Source organism: Trebonia kvetii (assembly GCF_007827045.1).
Classification (GTDB): Bacteria; Actinomycetota; Actinomycetes; order Streptosporangiales; family Streptosporangiaceae; genus Trebonia; species Trebonia kvetii.
The window spans coordinates 1,745,318-1,761,184 of the sequence record NZ_RPFW01000001.1; the positions used below are offsets into that span (position 1 = coordinate 1,745,318).

A 15,867-nucleotide genomic window follows, 5' to 3' on the forward strand; every position below is an offset into this window, starting at 1 on the left:
GTTAGGCAGACCGTGCGAACCACTTCCGACGTCTTTCACCTCGCCATCCCCACGCATGATCTTGATGCGGCGCAGGAGTTTTACGTCACCAAGCTGGGCTGCAAGCTTGCCCGGCGGTATGACGATAGGATCACCCTCGACTTCTTCGGGGACCAGCTGGTGTGCCATCTGACCCCTGGCGAGCCCGCCGCCCCGGAGAGCCTGTACCCAAGGCACTTCGGTGTCACGTTCCGCGAGGCCGCCGACTTCGAGGCGCTGCACGCCTGCGCGGTCACCAGGAAGATCCCGTTCTACTACGAGGTGTCACTGCGGTTTGAGGGCCTCGTTGAGGAGCACCGCACGTTCGTGCTCACCGACCCGACCGGGAACCTGCTGGAGTTCAAGCACTACAACGACCCTCGGATGATGTACTAGTGGACGCCAATCACAATGTCATAAGGGCGTGGATCGACGAGGCAGCCGCGTGCTACGGCGATGACGTCTACCTCGCGGACGCCCGTAGTTCGGCGAGCATCACGTACGCAGGCCTGCTGGACGTGGTCCGCGACACGGAGCGGCGCCTGGATGACGCGGGCCTTCCGCACGGCGCCCGGATCCAGGTCAGGCTCGCCGATCCGCTCGACTATGCCGTCGCGATGGTGTCGATCATCGCCGCCCGCCGGGTCGCGGTGCCGCTCGACCCCGGTGCGCCCGACGCCAACATCGCGCGAGTGCTCAGCGTGGCGCGTCCCGCGGCCACCATCACCAGCCGGCACCCCATCGGTGCGGAGACTGCGGCGGGTGGCGGCGAAGCGACGTACCCGTTCGGGGTCAGCGTTCTTGATTCTGACCCGCTGACGACCGGTACCGATGGCGGGATCTTCCTGTGCACCAGCGGGACCACCGGCACGCCCAAGGGCATCCTGCTGCGCGACGAGCAGCTGGCCCATGTGGCGTCGAGCGTGGTGGACTGGCACAAGCTCACCAAGGATGACCGCGGGTACTGCTCGCTGCCGCTGTTCCACGTCAACGCCGAAGTCGTCGGGGTGCTCGGCACGCTCCGCGCGGGCGCGTACCTGGCCGTGGACCGCAAGTTCAGCAGGCGCGGGTTCTGGGACCGGATGACCGAGCGGGAGATCACCTGGATCAACGCAGTGCCCGCGATCATCTCGATCCTCGCGATGGACCCGCCGGCGGAGCCGCCCGCGGGGCTGCGCTTCGTGCGCTCGGCCTCCGCGCCGCTGCCGCTCGCCGCGCTCGCACGGTTCGAGAACGGTCTCGGCGTCCCGATCATCGAGACGTACGGCATGACCGAGGCGGCCAGCATGATCACCGCCAACCCGCTCGACGGGCCGCGCAAGCCGGGGTCCGCCGGCCTGCCGGCCGCCTCGCAGGTGCGCATCTCCGTGCCGGGCGGCGGAACGGCGGACGCGGGCGAGATCGGGCGGGTCACCATCCGCGGCGCAGGCACCATCACGGCGTACGCATCAGGCGGACGGCCAGGCGCGATTGACGCCGACGGCTGGCTCGACACCGGCGACCTCGGATACCTGGACGATGAGGGCTACCTGTTCCTCGTCGGGCGCTCCGACGACGTGATCAATCGCGGCGGGGAGAAGATCTACCCGCGGGAGATCGAGGAGATCCTGCTCGCCCAGCCTGGCGTTCGCTCCGCCGCCGTGATCGGCGCGGTCGACGAGGTCCTCGGCGAACGGCCGGTCGCCTACGTGGTGCCGCACGGCGACACCGTCGCGGCCGAGATTGAGACCCTGCTGCGCGAGGTCTGCGCAGAGCGGCTGCCCCGCCACAAGCAGCCGAGCGAGTTCTGCCTTGTCGAGGAGATGCCGCTGGGGCCGACCGGGAAGATCTCCCGACGACTGCTGAAGGAAGCCGTGGCGGCACGACTGTGAGTTCTACCTTGTCAGACCATGGCCCGCAGGAGTCAGTCGGCGAGCCCGGCCCTCCACCGCCCCCCAGGCCAGCCGCGCCAGCACCCGCTGTCGCGGCTGTACGCCGTTCGCGCCCGCACATCGTCGCGTTCGACGGCATCCGGCTGATCATCATGGTGTTCGTGGTGGGCGTGCACACGCTCGCCTTCGCCGGCGGGCACGTCACCATGACCATGGGCGCGGTCACCACCATCTTCCACACCAGCCGCGAGCTGTTCCTCCTGCTCACCGCGCTGGTGCTGAGCTACAACTACGGGCACCGCGAGCTGAAGCCGGTCAAGTTCTGGAAGCGCCGGTTCTGGCTGGTGCTCCCCGCGTACATCGCGTGGTCGGCCATCTACTACGCGGCCAACGGACACACGCGCGGCGCGTTCCCCGACGCGTTCATCCATGACCTGGAGTTCGCCGGCGCCCGGTACCACATGTACTTCCTGCTGGTCAGCATGCAGATCTACCTGCTGTTCCCGCTGATCCGCTGGGTGCTTAAGAAGACCGAGGGCTACCACTGGTGGCTGTTCGCCGCCGCGTGCGTGTACCAACTCGTGCTGACGATCGGGCTGCATTACCACGTCGGCAGGCACGGCACCTCGCTGTGGGCCCAGTTCCTGAGCACCGCGGGGCGGGGCTATTACGTCCAGACCTACCTGCTGTATGTCATCGGCGGCGCGATCGCCGGCTGGCACTTCGATGAGCTATGCGCGTTCACCAGGCGGCATATCGGCACCATTCCCAGGATCGCCGTCGTGGCCGGGACCGGCGTGGCCGCCGGTATCGCGGTGTACCTGATCGAGATCGAGGTTTACGGGGCCACGCCAGGCAACGCGAGCGCGGTCTTCCAGCCGGTCGTCATCTTCGAGTCGCTCGCCTTCGGCATGGCACTGCTCGCGGCCGGCCTGCTGTGGAGCGACCGCGGCGCACGCGGGCGCAAGTTCGCCGCCGCCGGTTCTGCCAGCTCGTTCGGCATCTACCTGGCGCACCCGCTGGTCCTTCAGGTGCTGCTGCTGATCATCGGCTCCAGCTACTTCGGTTCGGACGGCGGCCTGCTCGGTGCCATGCACCGGCTGCACCACTCCAGCATCGAGGTGCTGATCCTGCTGCTGATCATGGTGCCGTTCATCTACGCGGTGTCCTGGGTGATCGCGTCCGCCGTGCGGCGCACCCCGTTCAGCCTCCTGCTCACCGGCCGCGAGTACAAGGGAGCCAAGTCCAAGCACCGGCAGGCCAGCCGCCTCAGCCGCCTGATCGAGCGGTTCAAGCCGTCGCCGCGCGTCGTGGCGATCCTGGTGTCAATCGCCCTGGTGGCCAGCGTCGGCGCATTCGCCGGCACCAAGATCGTCAACGCGATCGACCGGCCGTGGAACACCTCGGTCAGCAAGATGCAGGTGGGCGACATGACCCGCAGCTACACCACCCTCTCGCCGAAGAGCGGGCTGGCTGCGGACGCGCCGATCATCCTGGTGCTGTCCGGCATCTACGCGGGCCAGAACCAGGAGATCAACCGCGACCAGTTCACCTCGTACGTCAAGGCGGGCAAGGCGGAGCTCGTCTACCCGCTGGCCTACCGGGAGACGTGGAACGCGGTCGGCTGCTGCTCCTGGGCAGCCAATGCGGCCGTCAACGACCTCGGATTCATCGAGGCGCTCGTGCCGAAGGTCGACCCGGGGCACACGCACCCGATCTACGTCATGGGATACAGCAACGGCGGCCGCCTCGCCTACCGGATCGCCTGCACCAACCCGACCCTGTTCGACGGCTACGCCATGGTCAAGACGGACCCGATACCCGGCTGCGAAGTCCTTGACGAGATGAAGATCATGCAGATCGCGTCCCTTGACGACAACCGGGTACCGTACTTGCCCAGCGAAAAGGGCCAGGAATCGCCCGCCGCCACCGTCCAGATCGCGCGGCTGCGTGAGACCGACGGGTGCTCGACGAAGACGGTCACCGAAAAGTCGGGAAACCTGACCTACACCGTGTGGCCGGACTGCGCGAAGGGCTCGCGCGTCGGGTTCGCGGTGTACACGACGGGCAAGCACCTCTACCCGAGACCGCCGAACAGCAAGCCGGCCGCGTCGCAGGTGATCTGGGCCTTCTTCACCAACACCAAGCTCGCGGCGCAGCCGAGGTCGTAACCGGCTGAGACGTCACCTGACCCGTGTAACCGGGCATCGACCAGCTTTACGCTAAGTGACACGCTGCTTACTGCGTGTCTTTGGCGGCCGCCGTTACCAGCCGGTTAATCGCTTACGGGTTCACGCTCCGTGCGCCCTAGGATGGGGTCATGCCGATTACCCGCGACGAGGTCGCTCACCTGGCCCGGCTGTCCCGGCTCGCGCTCAGCGACGAAGAGCTTGACCACCTTGCCCCGCAGCTCGACCAGATCATCTCGTCGGTCGCGCAGGTGCAGGAGGTCGCGGCGGACGGCATCCCGCCAACCACGCACGCGACCGGCCTGGTCAACGTGTTCCGCGCCGATGAGCCAATCGCCTGCCTCACCCCGGAGGAAGCGCTGTCCGGCGCGCCTGCCGTAGAGCTGCAGCGGTTCAAGGTCCCGCGGATCCTGGTCGAGGAGTAGGGATGAGCGAGCTGATCAAGAAGACGGCGGCCGAACTTTCCGCCGCCGTCGCCTCAGGCGAGGCATCGGCGGTTGAGGTCGCCGCGGCGCACCTGGACAGGATCGCCGCGGTAGACGGTTCCGTGAAGGCGTTCCTGCACGTGAACGCCGAGGACGCGCTCGCGCAGGCGCGCGAGGTGGACCGCAAGCGGGCGGCGGGCGAGCCGCTCGGCGCGCTCGCCGGCGTCCCCGTCGCGGTCAAGGACCTGTTCGCCACCATCGGGCTGCCGACCACCTGCGGGTCGAAGATCCTCGACGGCTGGGTACCGCCGTACGAGTCGACTGTGACGCGGCGACTGCGGGACGCCGGGGCCGTCCTCATCGGCAAGACCAACATGGACGAGTTCGCGATGGGCTCCTCCACCGAGAACTCCGGGTACGGGCCGTCGCACAACCCATGGAACCTGTCCAAGGTCCCTGGCGGTTCTTCTGGCGGCAGCGCCGCCGCCGTGGCCGCCTACGAGGCACCGCTCGCGCTCGGCACCGACACCGGCGGCTCGATCCGCCAGCCGGCCGCGGTATGCGGGATCGTCGGCACCAAGCCGACCTACGGCGGCAACTCAAGGTACGGCGTGGTCGCGTTCGCGTCATCCCTTGACACCCCCGGGCCGTTCGGCCGGACGGTCCTCGACGCCGCCCTCCTGCATGAGGTCATGTCGGGCCACGACCCGATGGACTCCACGTCGATCGACGCCCCGGTGCCGCCGGTGGTCGAGGCCGCCCGCCACGGTGACGTGGCCGGGCTCAGGATCGGCATCGTCAGCGAGTTCTCCGGCGACGGCTATCAGTCAGGCGTGATGACCAGGTTCACCGAGGCGGTCGAACTGCTCGAATCGCTCGGCGCGAAAGTCACCGAAGTCAGCTGCCCGCACTTCAAGTACGCGCTCCCCGCGTACTACCTGATCGCGCCAAGCGAGGCGTCGTCCAACCTGGCCAGGTTCGACGGGATGCGGTACGGCCTGCGGGCCGGGGGCGGCTCGGCCGAGGAGGTCATGGCGGTCACCCGGGCGCAGGGTTTCGGCGCCGAGGTCAAGCGGCGGATCATGCTCGGCACCTACGCCCTGTCCAGCGGTTACTACGACGCCTACTACGGCAAGGCGCAGCAGGTGCGGACGCTGATCATCAGGGACTTCCAGAACGCCTTCAGCCAGGTGGACGTTCTCATCTCGCCGCCGACGCCGACCACCGCGTTCGACATCGGCGAGCGCGCCGACGACCCGATGGCGATGTACCTGGCTGACCTGTGCACGATCCCGTCCAACCTGGCCGGGAACGCGGCGATCTCGGTGCCGATCGGAGTGGCGCCGGAGGACGGCCTGCCCGTTGGCCTGCAGATAATGGCGCCGCCGCTGGCCGACGACCGGCTCTACCGGGTGGCCGCGGCGGTCGAGGCAGCGTTTACCGAACGGTGGGGGCACCCGTTGCTCGCCGAGGCGAAAGGGCTGTTTTAGCTGTGACCGCGACATACGAAGAAGCGCTGCAGAAGTACGAGCCGACCTTCGGTCTTGAGACGCACGTCGAGCTCGGCACCACGACCAAGATGTTCTGCGGCTGCATCACGACGTTCGGCGCCGACCCGAACACGCACACTTGCCCGGTGTGCCTCGGCCTGCCTGGCTCGCTGCCGGTCGTCAACGCCAAGGCCATCGAGTACACGATCAAGATTGGGCTGGCGCTGAACTGCTCGATCGCCTCCTGGTGCCGGTTCGCGCGGAAGAACTACTTCTACCCGGACATGCCGAAGGACTTCCAGATCTCCCAGTACGACGAGCCACTGTGCTCCGACGGGTACCTGGACGTGGCCGTCGGCGGCAAGACGGTGCGGGTCGGCATCGAGCGCGTGCACCTCGAGGAGGACACCGGCAAGTCGCTGCACGTCGGCGGTGCGACCGGGCGCATTCAGGGGGCCGAGTACTCCCTTGTCGACTACAACCGGGCGGGCATCCCGCTGGTCGAGATCGTCACCAAGCCGGTCCCGGGCACCGGGTTCCTCGCACCCGAAGTCGCGAAGGCGTACGTCACCGAGCTGCGCGACGTCCTGCGGTCGCTCGACGTCTCCGACGTGCGGATGGAAGAGGGCTCGATGCGGTGCGACGTGAACACGTCGATCGCGCTCATCGGGTCCGACAAGTGGGGCACGCGGACCGAGACCAAGAACGTGAACTCGCTGCGCTCGGTTGAGCGGGCCGTCCGCTCCGAGGTCGCGCGCCAGGCCGAGGTGCTCGATGAGGGCCGCCGGGTGATCCAGGAGACGCGGCACTTCCACGAGGACACCGGGGCGACCACCTCAGGCCGGTCAAAGGAAGAGGCACAGGACTACCGGTACTTCCCCGAGCCCGACCTGGTGCCGGTGGCCCCGGCCGCCGACTGGGTGGAGACCATCAGGAAGTCGCTGCCAGAGCTGCCGTCCGCCCGCCGGGCCCGGCTGATCGAGGCGTGGTCGCTGTCGGAACTCGAGTTTGAGGCGCTGCGCAACGCGGGCGCACTCGACGCGGTGGAGGAGACCGTCGCGGCGGGCGCTTCCTCGGCGGACGCACGCAAGTGGTGGCTCGGCGAGCTGGCGCGGCGCGCCAACGACTCTGGCGTCGAGGTGTCCGAGCTGGCGATCACCCCGGCCGACGTGGCGCGCGTGTCCGCCCTCGTGGCCGCTGGCACGCTCAACGACCGGCTTGCCCGGCAGGTCATCGAGGCCGTCCTGGACGGCGAGGGCACGCCGGACGAGGTGGTGGCCGAACGCGGTCTCGCCGTCGTCAGCGACGACTCCGCGCTGCTCGCCGCCATCGACGAAGCGATCGCGGCCAACCCTGACGTGGCGGAGAAGATCCGCGGCGGCAAGCCGCAGGCGGCCGGGGTGCTCGTCGGCTCGGTGATGAAGGCCACCCGCGGCAAGGCGGACGCCGCCAGGGTCAAGGACCTGATCGTGGAGCGCCTCGCCTAGACCGCGGCCTAAGCCTCGGGGATCGCGTCTGGCCCGCCTTCGAGCAGCAGCTTGAAGGCGGGCTCGTCGAGTATCCGGACGCCGAGCTCGACGGCCTTGTCGTGCTTGGAGCCCGCATTCTCGCCCGCCACCACGAAGCTGGTCTTCTTCGACACCGAGGACGACACCTTGCCCCCGGCGGCGCGGACCGCCTCCGCGGCCTCATCGCGGCTGAAGTTGGGCAGCGTGCCCGTGATGACCACGGTCACCCCGGCGAGCAGCCGCGCCGATGCCGCCGACGGGTCGAAGCCTGGCGTCTCGAGCTGGACGCCCGCCGCCCGCCACTTGTCCACGATGGACCGGTGCCAGTCGACGGTGAACCACTCCACCACCGAGGCGGCGATCGTCGGGCCCACGCCCTCGGCGATTGCGAGCGCGTCCGGTGAGGCGGACGCGATCGCGTCGAGCGAGCCGAACGCGTCGGCGAGCGCCCGGGCCGCGGTCGGCCCGACGTGCCTGATGGACAGCGCGACCAGGATCCGCCACAGCGGCCGGGTCTTGGCCTCATCGAGGTTGGCGAGCAGCGCGTGCGCGACGAGCTTGAGCCCGCCTGCCTTGTTCACGAAGAACGGGCTCGCCGCCAGCTTCTCGTCGGTCAGGCCGAAGAGGTCGCCCTCGTTCGTCACCAGCCCGTCGTTGAGCAGCGCGACGACCGCCTCGTAGCCGAGCGCCTCGATGTCGAGCGCGCTGCGCGAGGCGAGGTAGAACAGCCGCTCGCGCAGCTGCGCCGGGCACGCCACGTTGTTCGGGCAGCGCCAGTCGACCTCGCCCTCGTCCCGGCGCAGCGGAGTCCCGCATTCCGGGCACTCGCGGGGGAACAGGAACTCGCGCTCGTCCCCGGTGCGCAGCTCGGTGACCGGGCCGACCACCTCGGGGATGACCTCGCCCGCCTTGCGCAGGATCACCGTGTCCCCGATAAGCACGCCCTTGCGCTTGACCTCGTCCTCGTTGTGCAGTGTCGCGCGGTCCACGGTCGAGCCGCTGACCTTGACCGGGGTCATCACGGCGAACGGGGTGACCCGCCCGGTCCTGCCGACGCCGACGCGGATGTCGAGCAGCTTGGTGTTGACCTCCTCCGGCGGGTACTTGTACGCGATCGCCCAGCGCGGCGCCCGGCTAGTCGCGCCCATCGTCCGCTGGACCTCGGTCGGGTCGATCTTCACCACCACGCCGTCGATCTCGTAGGGCGTCTCGTGCCGGTGCCCGGGGTCGGCGTAGTATTCGATGTAGGCTTGGACGTCGGCGAGGTCATCGACCACCTTGTAGCGGTCGCTGACCGGCAGGCCCCACGCGCGCAGCCGCTCGTACCAGCCGGACTGCGTGTCGGGGGCGCCTTCGAGATGGCCCTCCGCGTCCGGTCCTGCCGTCGCGCCCGCGATCTCACCTGAACCCTGGATCCGCCCGATGCCGTGCACGATCGCGCCAAGCGCGCGCGAGGCCGTGATCCGCGGGTCCTTTTGCCGCAGCGAGCCCGCGGCGGCGTTGCGCGGGTTGGCGAAGGCGGGCTTGCCCGCCTCCTGGAGCGAGGAGTTCAGCCGCTCGAACGCCTGCCCGGACAGGAACACCTCGCCCCGCACCTCGAGCACCTCGGGCACGTCATCCCCGGTGAGGCGGGCGGGGACGGCCTTGATCGTCTTGACGTTAAGCGTGACATCCTCACCGGTCCGCCCGTCGCCTCTGGTGGCGGCGCTGACGAGGCGGCCGCGCTCGTAGACCAGGTCGATCGCGAGGCCGTCGATCTTCAGCTCGCACAGGTAAGGCCCGGTCCCGCCGAGCTTGGCCGCCCGGTCCGCCCAGTTGCCGAACTCCTCGGCGGAGAACACGTTGTCCAGGCTGAGCAGCCGCTCCAGGTGGGTCACCGGCGTGAACAGCGTCGAGATCATGCCGCCGACCTTCTGCGTCGCCGAGTCCGGCGTCCGCAGTTCCGGGTACTTGTCCTCGATCTCGTTCAGCGTCATGATGCCCTGGTCATACTCCGCGTCGGAGATCGTGGGCGAGTCAAGCACGTGATAGCGGTACTGGGCGTCGAGCAGATGCTCGCTGAGCTCCGCGTGCCGCTGCCTGGCCTCCGTCAGCTCCATTTACCCGAGCTCTCCCATCATTTCCGGCAGCACCTGAGCCGCCTCCCGGCACCAGCGAAGCGCGTCACGCGCCTGCTTCGGCGACGCCACGGCAAGACCGCAGGCAGGGGTGATCACCACCTGCGGCGCGCACTGTGCCGACGGCAGGTCCATCTTCCGCCACAGGTCCCTGACGATCCTGGCGGTGTCCGCCGGCACCGGCCGCTCCCGTTCGTCGCGGCCGGACCGTCCCGTCTGCGCGCTATCCCGCGGCCCCGTCGTCGGCAGCGCGCCGATCAGCATGCCGAGGCCGGCCTCCGCCGCCTCGGCGAATCCGTCAAGGTCTTGTTTGCGCAGCTGACCCGGGTCGAAAGAGATTCCGTCCGCGCCGGCGCTCATGATTATCCCGAACGGGATGTCGTGACCGCAGCAGTGCACCGCCGTATAGCTGTGCGTGGCGGCGAGCACCGTGCGCAGCCTCTCCCTGGCCACCTCGTCTTCGACGACGCGGACCCGCGACAGGCCGCTCGGCGTCGGCACCGCGCCGTGCAGCACGGCAGGCAGGGCGGGCTCGTCGAACTGCACAAGCAGCTTCGCCCTGGGGATTCGCTTGGCAACCTCGGCGACATGGGCGGCGACGCCTTCTGCGAGCGAAGAGGCGAGATCGGCGACCAGGCCTGGATCGGCGAGTGCCGGGTTCAGCGAGTGCGGCTGTTCCAGCGTCGTCGCGAGCGTCCACGGTCCGGCCAGCTGGATCTTGAGCGGCCCCGCGTACCCGTCGAGCGTCTCCTCCATCGCGTCCAGGTCAGCGGACAGCATCGAACTGGCACGGCGCAGGTCGCGTCCCGGCCGCTCCGCGATCCGCCAGCCGCGCGGCCCGGCGAGCTCGACAGGGATGTCGACGAGCAGGGCGGCGGCACGGCCGGTGATGTCGGCACCTGGCCCGCGCCCTGGCAGTTCCGCCAGGTGCGGCAGGTCGGGCAGCTCACCCGCGATGGTCCGCGCCGCCTCCATCGGGTTGTCTCCTGGCATCGACCCGATCCCGGTCGCGACGCCAGGCGCCCACGGAAACGCTTGCTTTTCGGCCACGCTGTCGAGCTTAGCCGCCGACTCCGACGGCGGCCCAAGCCCCGCTCGTCCGCGTCGTCGTGTCACGCACCTGGCCAGCGTGGCGGCTCATCGCCGCCAAGGCCTGACGGCGCCCGCCAGCCGTCATCTTGGTGCATGTCGCGGCGCCGCCGCCGCATTCGCGGCAGCGCGACGATCAGCACGCCTGCCACGATCCCCGCGGCGAAGAACATGCCGATGACGCCTGCCGCCAGCCCGATCCCGCTCACCGCTCCGGTTCCCGTCCTTGTGTGCCGAATGCCATCTAAGTCCCCGTCCCCCGTCGACTCGCTGGTCTCCTCCGGGCCCTAGCCGCCCCGTCCGCGGCTAGGGCCCGGAGGACCGCCTGACGGCCCCCGGCGGCGTCAGGCGGTCCCCGCTCGGCTCCGGCTTAATCCCACTTGGAGTTGCTGATGCCGACCAGGTTGCGCGCACTGCGCGCGGACTGGCTTGGGGCGTCAAACCGGAGCGATCCCTTCATCCGGTCCTCGCGGCGGATCGCGCAGCAGATCTTGATGTAGGCACCGAGCAGGACGCCGGCCATGGACATGACGATCGCGATGGTGATGAGAGCGGCCACTGTGGCCTCCATGCGGCTCTAGCTGGTCGGATTGTCAGGAACTAAACCGACCTTCCAACCCATCCAGCTTGTTCTAGTCATCCCAACCTTTGGGATAATCTGGTTCTACCACAGACGGCCGGGTACAAACCACTCGATAAACCGGAAAATACCGGTCCATACGGCCCGCCAGGCTAGGACCAACACACCAGCTCATACCAGCAGTCCCAACCTCTGGTATAAGGTGCTGCCGAGGAGAGGAGGAGGGCATGCCCAAGCAGCCGATGTACCAGCAGATCGCCGAGGATCTGCGGAAGAAAATCGACACCGGGCAGTACGCGCAGGGCAGCCAGCTGCCTACCGAACTCGACCTCAGGGGAGAGTACGGAGCGTCGCGGAACACCGTCCGCGACGCCATCAAGCGGCTCACCGGCCTTGGCCTCATTGAAACGCGCCCCGGGCAGGGCACATTCGTGACTCTCCAGGTCGAGCCCTTCGTGACGGTGCTAACCGGTGACCCCAGGAGCGGTGACGGCGGCGACGAGGGCGCTTCCTATCTGTCACAGGTGAGCGCGGAGCACCGCACGCCCTTTGAAACCCTGCCGAGGGTCACGGTGCAGACCTCTCATGAGGGGATCACCAGGCGACTTCGCGTGCCACCAGACATGCAGGTCGTCAGCAGGCACCAGGAGCGATTCATCGACAGCGTGCCGTGGTCGCTGCAGACCTCGTTCTACCCCTTCGACTTCATCACCAGGGGGGCAACCCGACTGCTGATGCCGGAGGACATCGCGGGGGGGACCGTCAAGTACCTGGCTGAAACCATCGGGCTCGTGCAGGTCGGGTACCGCGACTGGGTCACGGTACGCAGCCCGGACGAGAACGAGCAGCAATTCTTCAGGATCTCCCACGACGCGACGGTCTTCGAGATCTTCCGTACAGCCTTCGACCAGCACAAGACGCCGATGCGGGTAACCGTGACCGTCTTCCCCACTGACCGGAACCAGTTCATCGTGAACGTGGGTGACGAGCTTCCCGCTCCGCAGTATGGCGACGACGGATTCCATCCAGCGTGAACCGGCCCTAGGGCACAAGAAGTAGCAGGACAAGAGAGCTCCCGCTTGCCACGAGCGGGCGCGGGTCACAAGGCTGGCAGGCGTTGTGACTTGAGAGGTTATGGGGATACCTGAGTATAGGGTTACTCATTGGTAATCGGAACAGGAGGAGTGGCCATGGCGAAATTCCACGCACGTCCTTCCCTGCAGTATCGATACGAGCACTACGACCCCCTCGCGGGGTAGCACCGGGTGCCGTCGGCGTCGTTCCCGCGACGTCGACGGCACGCGCTCGCTGGTTGCCGGTCAAGACCTTGGCGGTACAGACATAACGAAAACTGATTGCTCCTAACGAGAGTTCGATGGCACCGAGATTTCGCTGGACGACCTTTGACCTGAACGACTGGCTCCCGTCGGGCTGGCGGGAAGACGTCGCCGCTGCGGCGGCGGCCGCCGAGATTCGCGAGTTCCCGCGCACCCCGGTCATCTCGCGGGAGAGCTCAGACGTTCAGCGGATCGCCCGCGGGCGCGTCCACGCCGACCAGGTGCGGAACCACGTTCCCTGGCTCTACAAGGCCTACAGGAACGAGATGCTCGAGCTCGCCAACGAGATCTCCGCAGAGCATGTCAGCGCCGCTCAAGACGACCGATACGGCATCGTGCTCAACGTCCAGCGGGGAACAAGCATGCGGTTCGAGTGCCACGTCGACTCCAACCCGCTGACCGGACTGCTCTTCTTCACCGACCACGCCTCAGGCGGCGAACTCGTCGTCGCTAATGACACGGCGGCACGAGGCATTGCGGAGATCGACAGCGACTGCTCGGTCATCCCGCCCCACGCTGGTCAGCTGATCTTCTTCAGCGCACAGCAGCACCCGCACTACGCCCGAATTCTCACCGCGGAATCGGAGATGCGGATCGTCGCCGTGATGAACTTCTATACCGAGTCATGTCCGGAGACGAGCCGGCCGAGGGAACTGAACCGGCACCTGTACGGGGATGACGCCTAGGCCGTCAAGCGACTAGACGGCTGCGCGGGCGGCGGAGATGGTGGCGCTGCCCAGGACCGTGTCCCCGGCGTAGAGGACGGCAGCCTGGCCGGGGGCCACGCCGCGCGCCGGTGAGCGCAGGTCGATGCGGAGGCTGTCGCCTTCCATGGCGGCCACGCAGTCGTGGACCTCGCCGTGCGCGCGCAGCTGCACGGCGCACTCGATCGGTGCCGTCGGTGGCTCGCAGCCGGTCCAGACCGAGCGGATCGCGGTGATCTCGCGGACGCCGAGGGCGTCGGCGGGGCCGACAGTTACGGTGTTGGACACCGGCTCGATGGACAGCACGTAGCGCGGCCTGCCGTCCGGTGCCGGGCGGTCCAGGTGCAGACCCTTGCGCTGGCCGATGGTGTAGCCGTAGGCGCCCTCGTGGCTGCCGAGCACGGTGCCGTCGGCGTCGACGATCGCGCCGGGCTCGCTGCCGAGCTTGCGGGCGAGGAAGCCGCGGGTGTCGCCGTCGGCGATGAAGCACACGTCGTGACTGTCCGGCTTGTCGGCGACGAGCAGGCCGCGGGAGTGCGCCTCCTCGCGGACTAGCGTCTTGGGCGTGTCACCCAGGGGGAACATCGCGTGCGCGATCTGGTCCTTGTTCAGCACCGCGAGCACGTAGGACTGGTCCTTGCCTGGATCGACGGCACGCCGCAGGGCACCGTCGTCAGCGATGCGCGCGTAATGGCCGGTGCAGACCGCGTCGAAGCCGAGTGCGAGTGCCCGGTCGAGCACCGCCTCGAACTTGATCTTCTCGTTGCAGCGCAGGCACGGGTTGGGCGTCCGGCCCGCCGCGTACTCCGTGACGAAGTCATCCACCACGTCGCGGGCGAAGCGCTCCGCCATGTCCCAGACGTAGAACGGGATGCCGATCACGTCGGCGGCCCGGCGGGCGTCGCGGGCGTCCTCGATCGTGCAGCAGCCGCGAGCCCCGGTCCGGTAGGACTGCGGGTTTGACGACAGCGCGAGATGGACGCCGGTCACCTCGTGACCGGCGTCGACCGCGCGTGCCGCCGCGGTCGCGGAGTCGACACCGCCGGACATGGCGGCAAGAACCCGGAGCCCCATAACCCTTTCAGGGTATCCGCCGCGGATGAGCGCTGGTTGCGGTCAGGCAGACCGCGCCTTTGCATAGCCGTGACCACTGGGGACGTCTTTGCTTAACCGAGCGTGTTTGCTTAACCGGGCGTGCGACATTTATCACAAATCGGGCGTGATCATGGTCGCCGGTTAAGCAAAGCCGGAATTGTGGGCGTGGGCTATGCAAACAGGGGTCGCCGGGTGTGCGGGGTGAGCTGAAGTTAGTGGCCGGCGGCGCGGCGGGCGCGGGTGACCGACTCGCCGATGGCGGCGCCGAGCGCGTCCACCTCGGCCTGGGTGCTTGTGTGGCCGAGGGAGAAGCGCAGCGATCCCCTGGCCCGGTCCTCGTCCGCGCCCATGGCGAGCAGCACGTGGCTGGGCTCGGCCACGCCCGCGGTGCAGGCGGAGCCGGTGGAGCAGGCGATGTTCCTGGCGTCGAGGAGCAGCAGCAGCGCGTCGCCCTCACAGCCGGGGAAGGAGAAGTGCGCGTTGCCCGGCAGCCGGTCGGGGCCGGGCGGCGGGCCGTTGAGTATCGCGTCGGGCACCGATTGCAGCACCTGGCGGATCAGGTCGTCGCGCAGCGCCGCGATCCGCTTGGCCTCGAGGGCGCGCCGCTCGGCGCAGGCGACCGCCGCCACCGCGAATGCCCTGATCGCGGGCGCGTCGAGGGTGCCCGACCTGATGTCGCGCTCCTGGCCGCCGCCGTGCAGTACCGGAACCGGGGCGAGGCCCTTGCCGAGGATCAGTGCGCCGACCCCGACGGGGCCGCCGAGCTTGTGCGCGGTGACGGTGATCGCGTCGGCGCCCGAGGCGGCGAAGTCCACCGGGAGCTGAGCCGCCGCCTGCACCGCGTCGCTGTGGAACGGCACGCCGAACTCGTGCGCCACGGCGGCCAGGGCCGCGATCGGCTGCACCGCGCCGACCTCGTTGTTGGCCCACATCACGCTGACGGCCGCGGCTGTGTCCGGGTCCTGCGCCAGAGCGGCACGCAGCACATCTGCGGAGACCATGCCCTGCGTATCGACCGCGAGCCAGTCGGCGCGCGCGCCGTCGGCCTCGGTAAGCCAGTGCACCGAGTCGAGGATGGCGTGATGTTCGACCGCCGTCGTCAGCATCCGGCGACGCCGGTCGTCTGCTGACCGCCGAGCCCAGTACAGGCCCTTGACCGCGAGGTTGTCGGCCTCGGTGCCGCCGCTCGTGAAGACCACTTCGCTCGGCCGGGCACCGAAGACCTCGGCGAGCTGCTCCCGGGATTCCTCGACGACACGGCGGGCCCGCCTCCCCGCGTTGTGCAGCGACGAAGGGTTGCCGAACTGCGCCAGCTCCTCGGTCATCGCGGTGATGGCCTCGGGAAGCATGGGCGTGGTGGCGGCATGGTCGAGATAAACAACCGGGCGTGTAGTCATCGCGCTGCTAAGCCTAACCGAGCATTTAACCAGTCATTTAAGAAGTG

The 15,867-nt window shown here is 68.5% G+C and carries 14 protein-coding genes; 8 read left to right on the plus strand and 6 right to left on the minus strand.

Annotated features, from left to right (window positions below; all coding sequences use genetic code 11):
• Window positions 1-12: 12 nt before the first annotated feature.
• From EAS64_RS07940 to gatB, 6 genes are all read left to right on the plus strand, one after another.
• Window positions 13-414: a VOC family protein gene (locus EAS64_RS07940; RefSeq protein WP_145851969.1), complete on the plus strand. Its 402-nt coding sequence runs from the start codon at window positions 13-15 to the stop codon at window positions 412-414.
• Complete coding sequence (locus EAS64_RS07945; protein ID WP_145851970.1) at window positions 414-1,889, plus strand: AMP-binding protein; 1,476 nt, start codon at window positions 414-416, stop codon at window positions 1,887-1,889. Before EAS64_RS07940 ends, EAS64_RS07945 begins: the two co-directional genes overlap by 1 nt.
• Window positions 1,886-4,060 (plus strand): acyltransferase family protein, encoded by a 2,175-nt coding sequence (locus tag EAS64_RS07950; RefSeq protein ID WP_281283207.1) that lies wholly within the window; start codon window positions 1,886-1,888, stop codon window positions 4,058-4,060. Before EAS64_RS07945 ends, EAS64_RS07950 begins: the two co-directional genes overlap by 4 nt.
• A gap of 149 nt (window positions 4,061-4,209) precedes the next feature.
• Window positions 4,210-4,503, plus strand: coding sequence for an Asp-tRNA(Asn)/Glu-tRNA(Gln) amidotransferase subunit GatC (gatC, locus tag EAS64_RS07955; protein ID WP_145851972.1), 294 nt, complete (start codon window positions 4,210-4,212; stop codon window positions 4,501-4,503).
• A 2-nt stretch (window positions 4,504-4,505) separates the two neighbouring features.
• Window positions 4,506-5,993, plus strand: a complete 1,488-nt coding sequence (gene gatA / locus EAS64_RS07960) for an Asp-tRNA(Asn)/Glu-tRNA(Gln) amidotransferase subunit GatA (RefSeq protein ID WP_145851973.1) — start codon at window positions 4,506-4,508, stop codon at window positions 5,991-5,993.
• A gap of 2 nt (window positions 5,994-5,995) precedes the next feature.
• On the plus strand, window positions 5,996-7,480 hold the full coding sequence (gene gatB / locus EAS64_RS07965) for an Asp-tRNA(Asn)/Glu-tRNA(Gln) amidotransferase subunit GatB (RefSeq protein ID WP_145851974.1): 1,485 nt from the start codon (window positions 5,996-5,998) through the stop codon (window positions 7,478-7,480).
• Between the two features lie 8 nt (window positions 7,481-7,488).
• Here the strand turns inward: gatB and ligA are convergent, their stop codons facing one another.
• From ligA to EAS64_RS07985, 4 genes are all read right to left on the minus strand, one after another.
• Window positions 7,489-9,600 (minus strand): NAD-dependent DNA ligase LigA, encoded by a 2,112-nt coding sequence (ligA, locus tag EAS64_RS07970; protein ID WP_145851975.1) that lies wholly within the window; start codon window positions 9,598-9,600, stop codon window positions 7,489-7,491.
• The gene (locus EAS64_RS07975) at window positions 9,601-10,668 is read right to left on the minus strand and encodes a uroporphyrinogen decarboxylase/cobalamine-independent methonine synthase family protein (RefSeq protein WP_246115564.1); all 1,068 of its coding nucleotides are present in this window, start codon (window positions 10,666-10,668) and stop codon (window positions 9,601-9,603) included.
• A gap of 62 nt (window positions 10,669-10,730) precedes the next feature.
• The gene (locus tag EAS64_RS07980) at window positions 10,731-10,916 is read right to left on the minus strand and encodes a hypothetical protein (RefSeq protein WP_145851976.1); all 186 of its coding nucleotides are present in this window, start codon (window positions 10,914-10,916) and stop codon (window positions 10,731-10,733) included.
• Between the two features lie 161 nt (window positions 10,917-11,077).
• Window positions 11,078-11,266: a hypothetical protein gene (locus tag EAS64_RS07985; protein WP_145851977.1), complete on the minus strand. Its 189-nt coding sequence runs from the start codon at window positions 11,264-11,266 to the stop codon at window positions 11,078-11,080.
• 248 nt (window positions 11,267-11,514) lie between these two features.
• On the opposite strand from EAS64_RS07985, the gene EAS64_RS07990 reads away from it, so the two are divergent.
• Complete coding sequence (locus EAS64_RS07990; RefSeq protein ID WP_145851978.1) at window positions 11,515-12,321, plus strand: GntR family transcriptional regulator; 807 nt, start codon at window positions 11,515-11,517, stop codon at window positions 12,319-12,321.
• Window positions 12,322-12,662: 341 nt separating this feature from the next.
• The gene (locus EAS64_RS07995) at window positions 12,663-13,310 is read left to right on the plus strand and encodes a 2OG-Fe(II) oxygenase (protein WP_145851979.1); all 648 of its coding nucleotides are present in this window, start codon (window positions 12,663-12,665) and stop codon (window positions 13,308-13,310) included.
• 12 nt (window positions 13,311-13,322) lie between these two features.
• Here the strand turns inward: EAS64_RS07995 and mnmA are convergent, their stop codons facing one another.
• Both mnmA and EAS64_RS08005 read right to left on the minus strand, forming a co-directional pair.
• Window positions 13,323-14,402 (minus strand): tRNA 2-thiouridine(34) synthase MnmA, encoded by a 1,080-nt coding sequence (gene mnmA, locus EAS64_RS08000; protein ID WP_145851980.1) that lies wholly within the window; start codon window positions 14,400-14,402, stop codon window positions 13,323-13,325.
• A gap of 233 nt (window positions 14,403-14,635) precedes the next feature.
• Window positions 14,636-15,820, minus strand: a complete 1,185-nt coding sequence (locus EAS64_RS08005) for a cysteine desulfurase family protein (protein ID WP_145851981.1) — start codon at window positions 15,818-15,820, stop codon at window positions 14,636-14,638.
• Window positions 15,821-15,867 lie beyond the last annotated feature (47 nt).

What these genes read in the sequence shown, in the direction of transcription:
- gatC (WP_145851972.1), top strand. Translation starts at nt 4,210, where the DNA reads ATGCCGATTACCCGCGACGAGGTCGCTCACCTGGCCCGGCTGTCCCGG.
- gatA (WP_145851973.1), top strand. Translation starts at nt 4,506, where the DNA reads ATGAGCGAGCTGATCAAGAAGACGGCGGCCGAACTTTCCGCCGCCGTC.
- ligA (WP_145851975.1), bottom strand. Translation starts at nt 9,600, where the DNA reads ATGGAGCTGACGGAGGCCAGGCAGCGGCACGCGGAGCTCAGCGAGCAT.
- EAS64_RS07990 (WP_145851978.1), top strand. Translation starts at nt 11,515, where the DNA reads ATGCCCAAGCAGCCGATGTACCAGCAGATCGCCGAGGATCTGCGGAAG.
- EAS64_RS07995 (WP_145851979.1), top strand. Translation starts at nt 12,663, where the DNA reads ATGGCACCGAGATTTCGCTGGACGACCTTTGACCTGAACGACTGGCTC.
- mnmA (WP_145851980.1), bottom strand. Translation starts at nt 14,402, where the DNA reads ATGGGGCTCCGGGTTCTTGCCGCCATGTCCGGCGGTGTCGACTCCGCG.
- EAS64_RS08005 (WP_145851981.1), bottom strand. Translation starts at nt 15,820, where the DNA reads ATGACTACACGCCCGGTTGTTTATCTCGACCATGCCGCCACCACGCCC.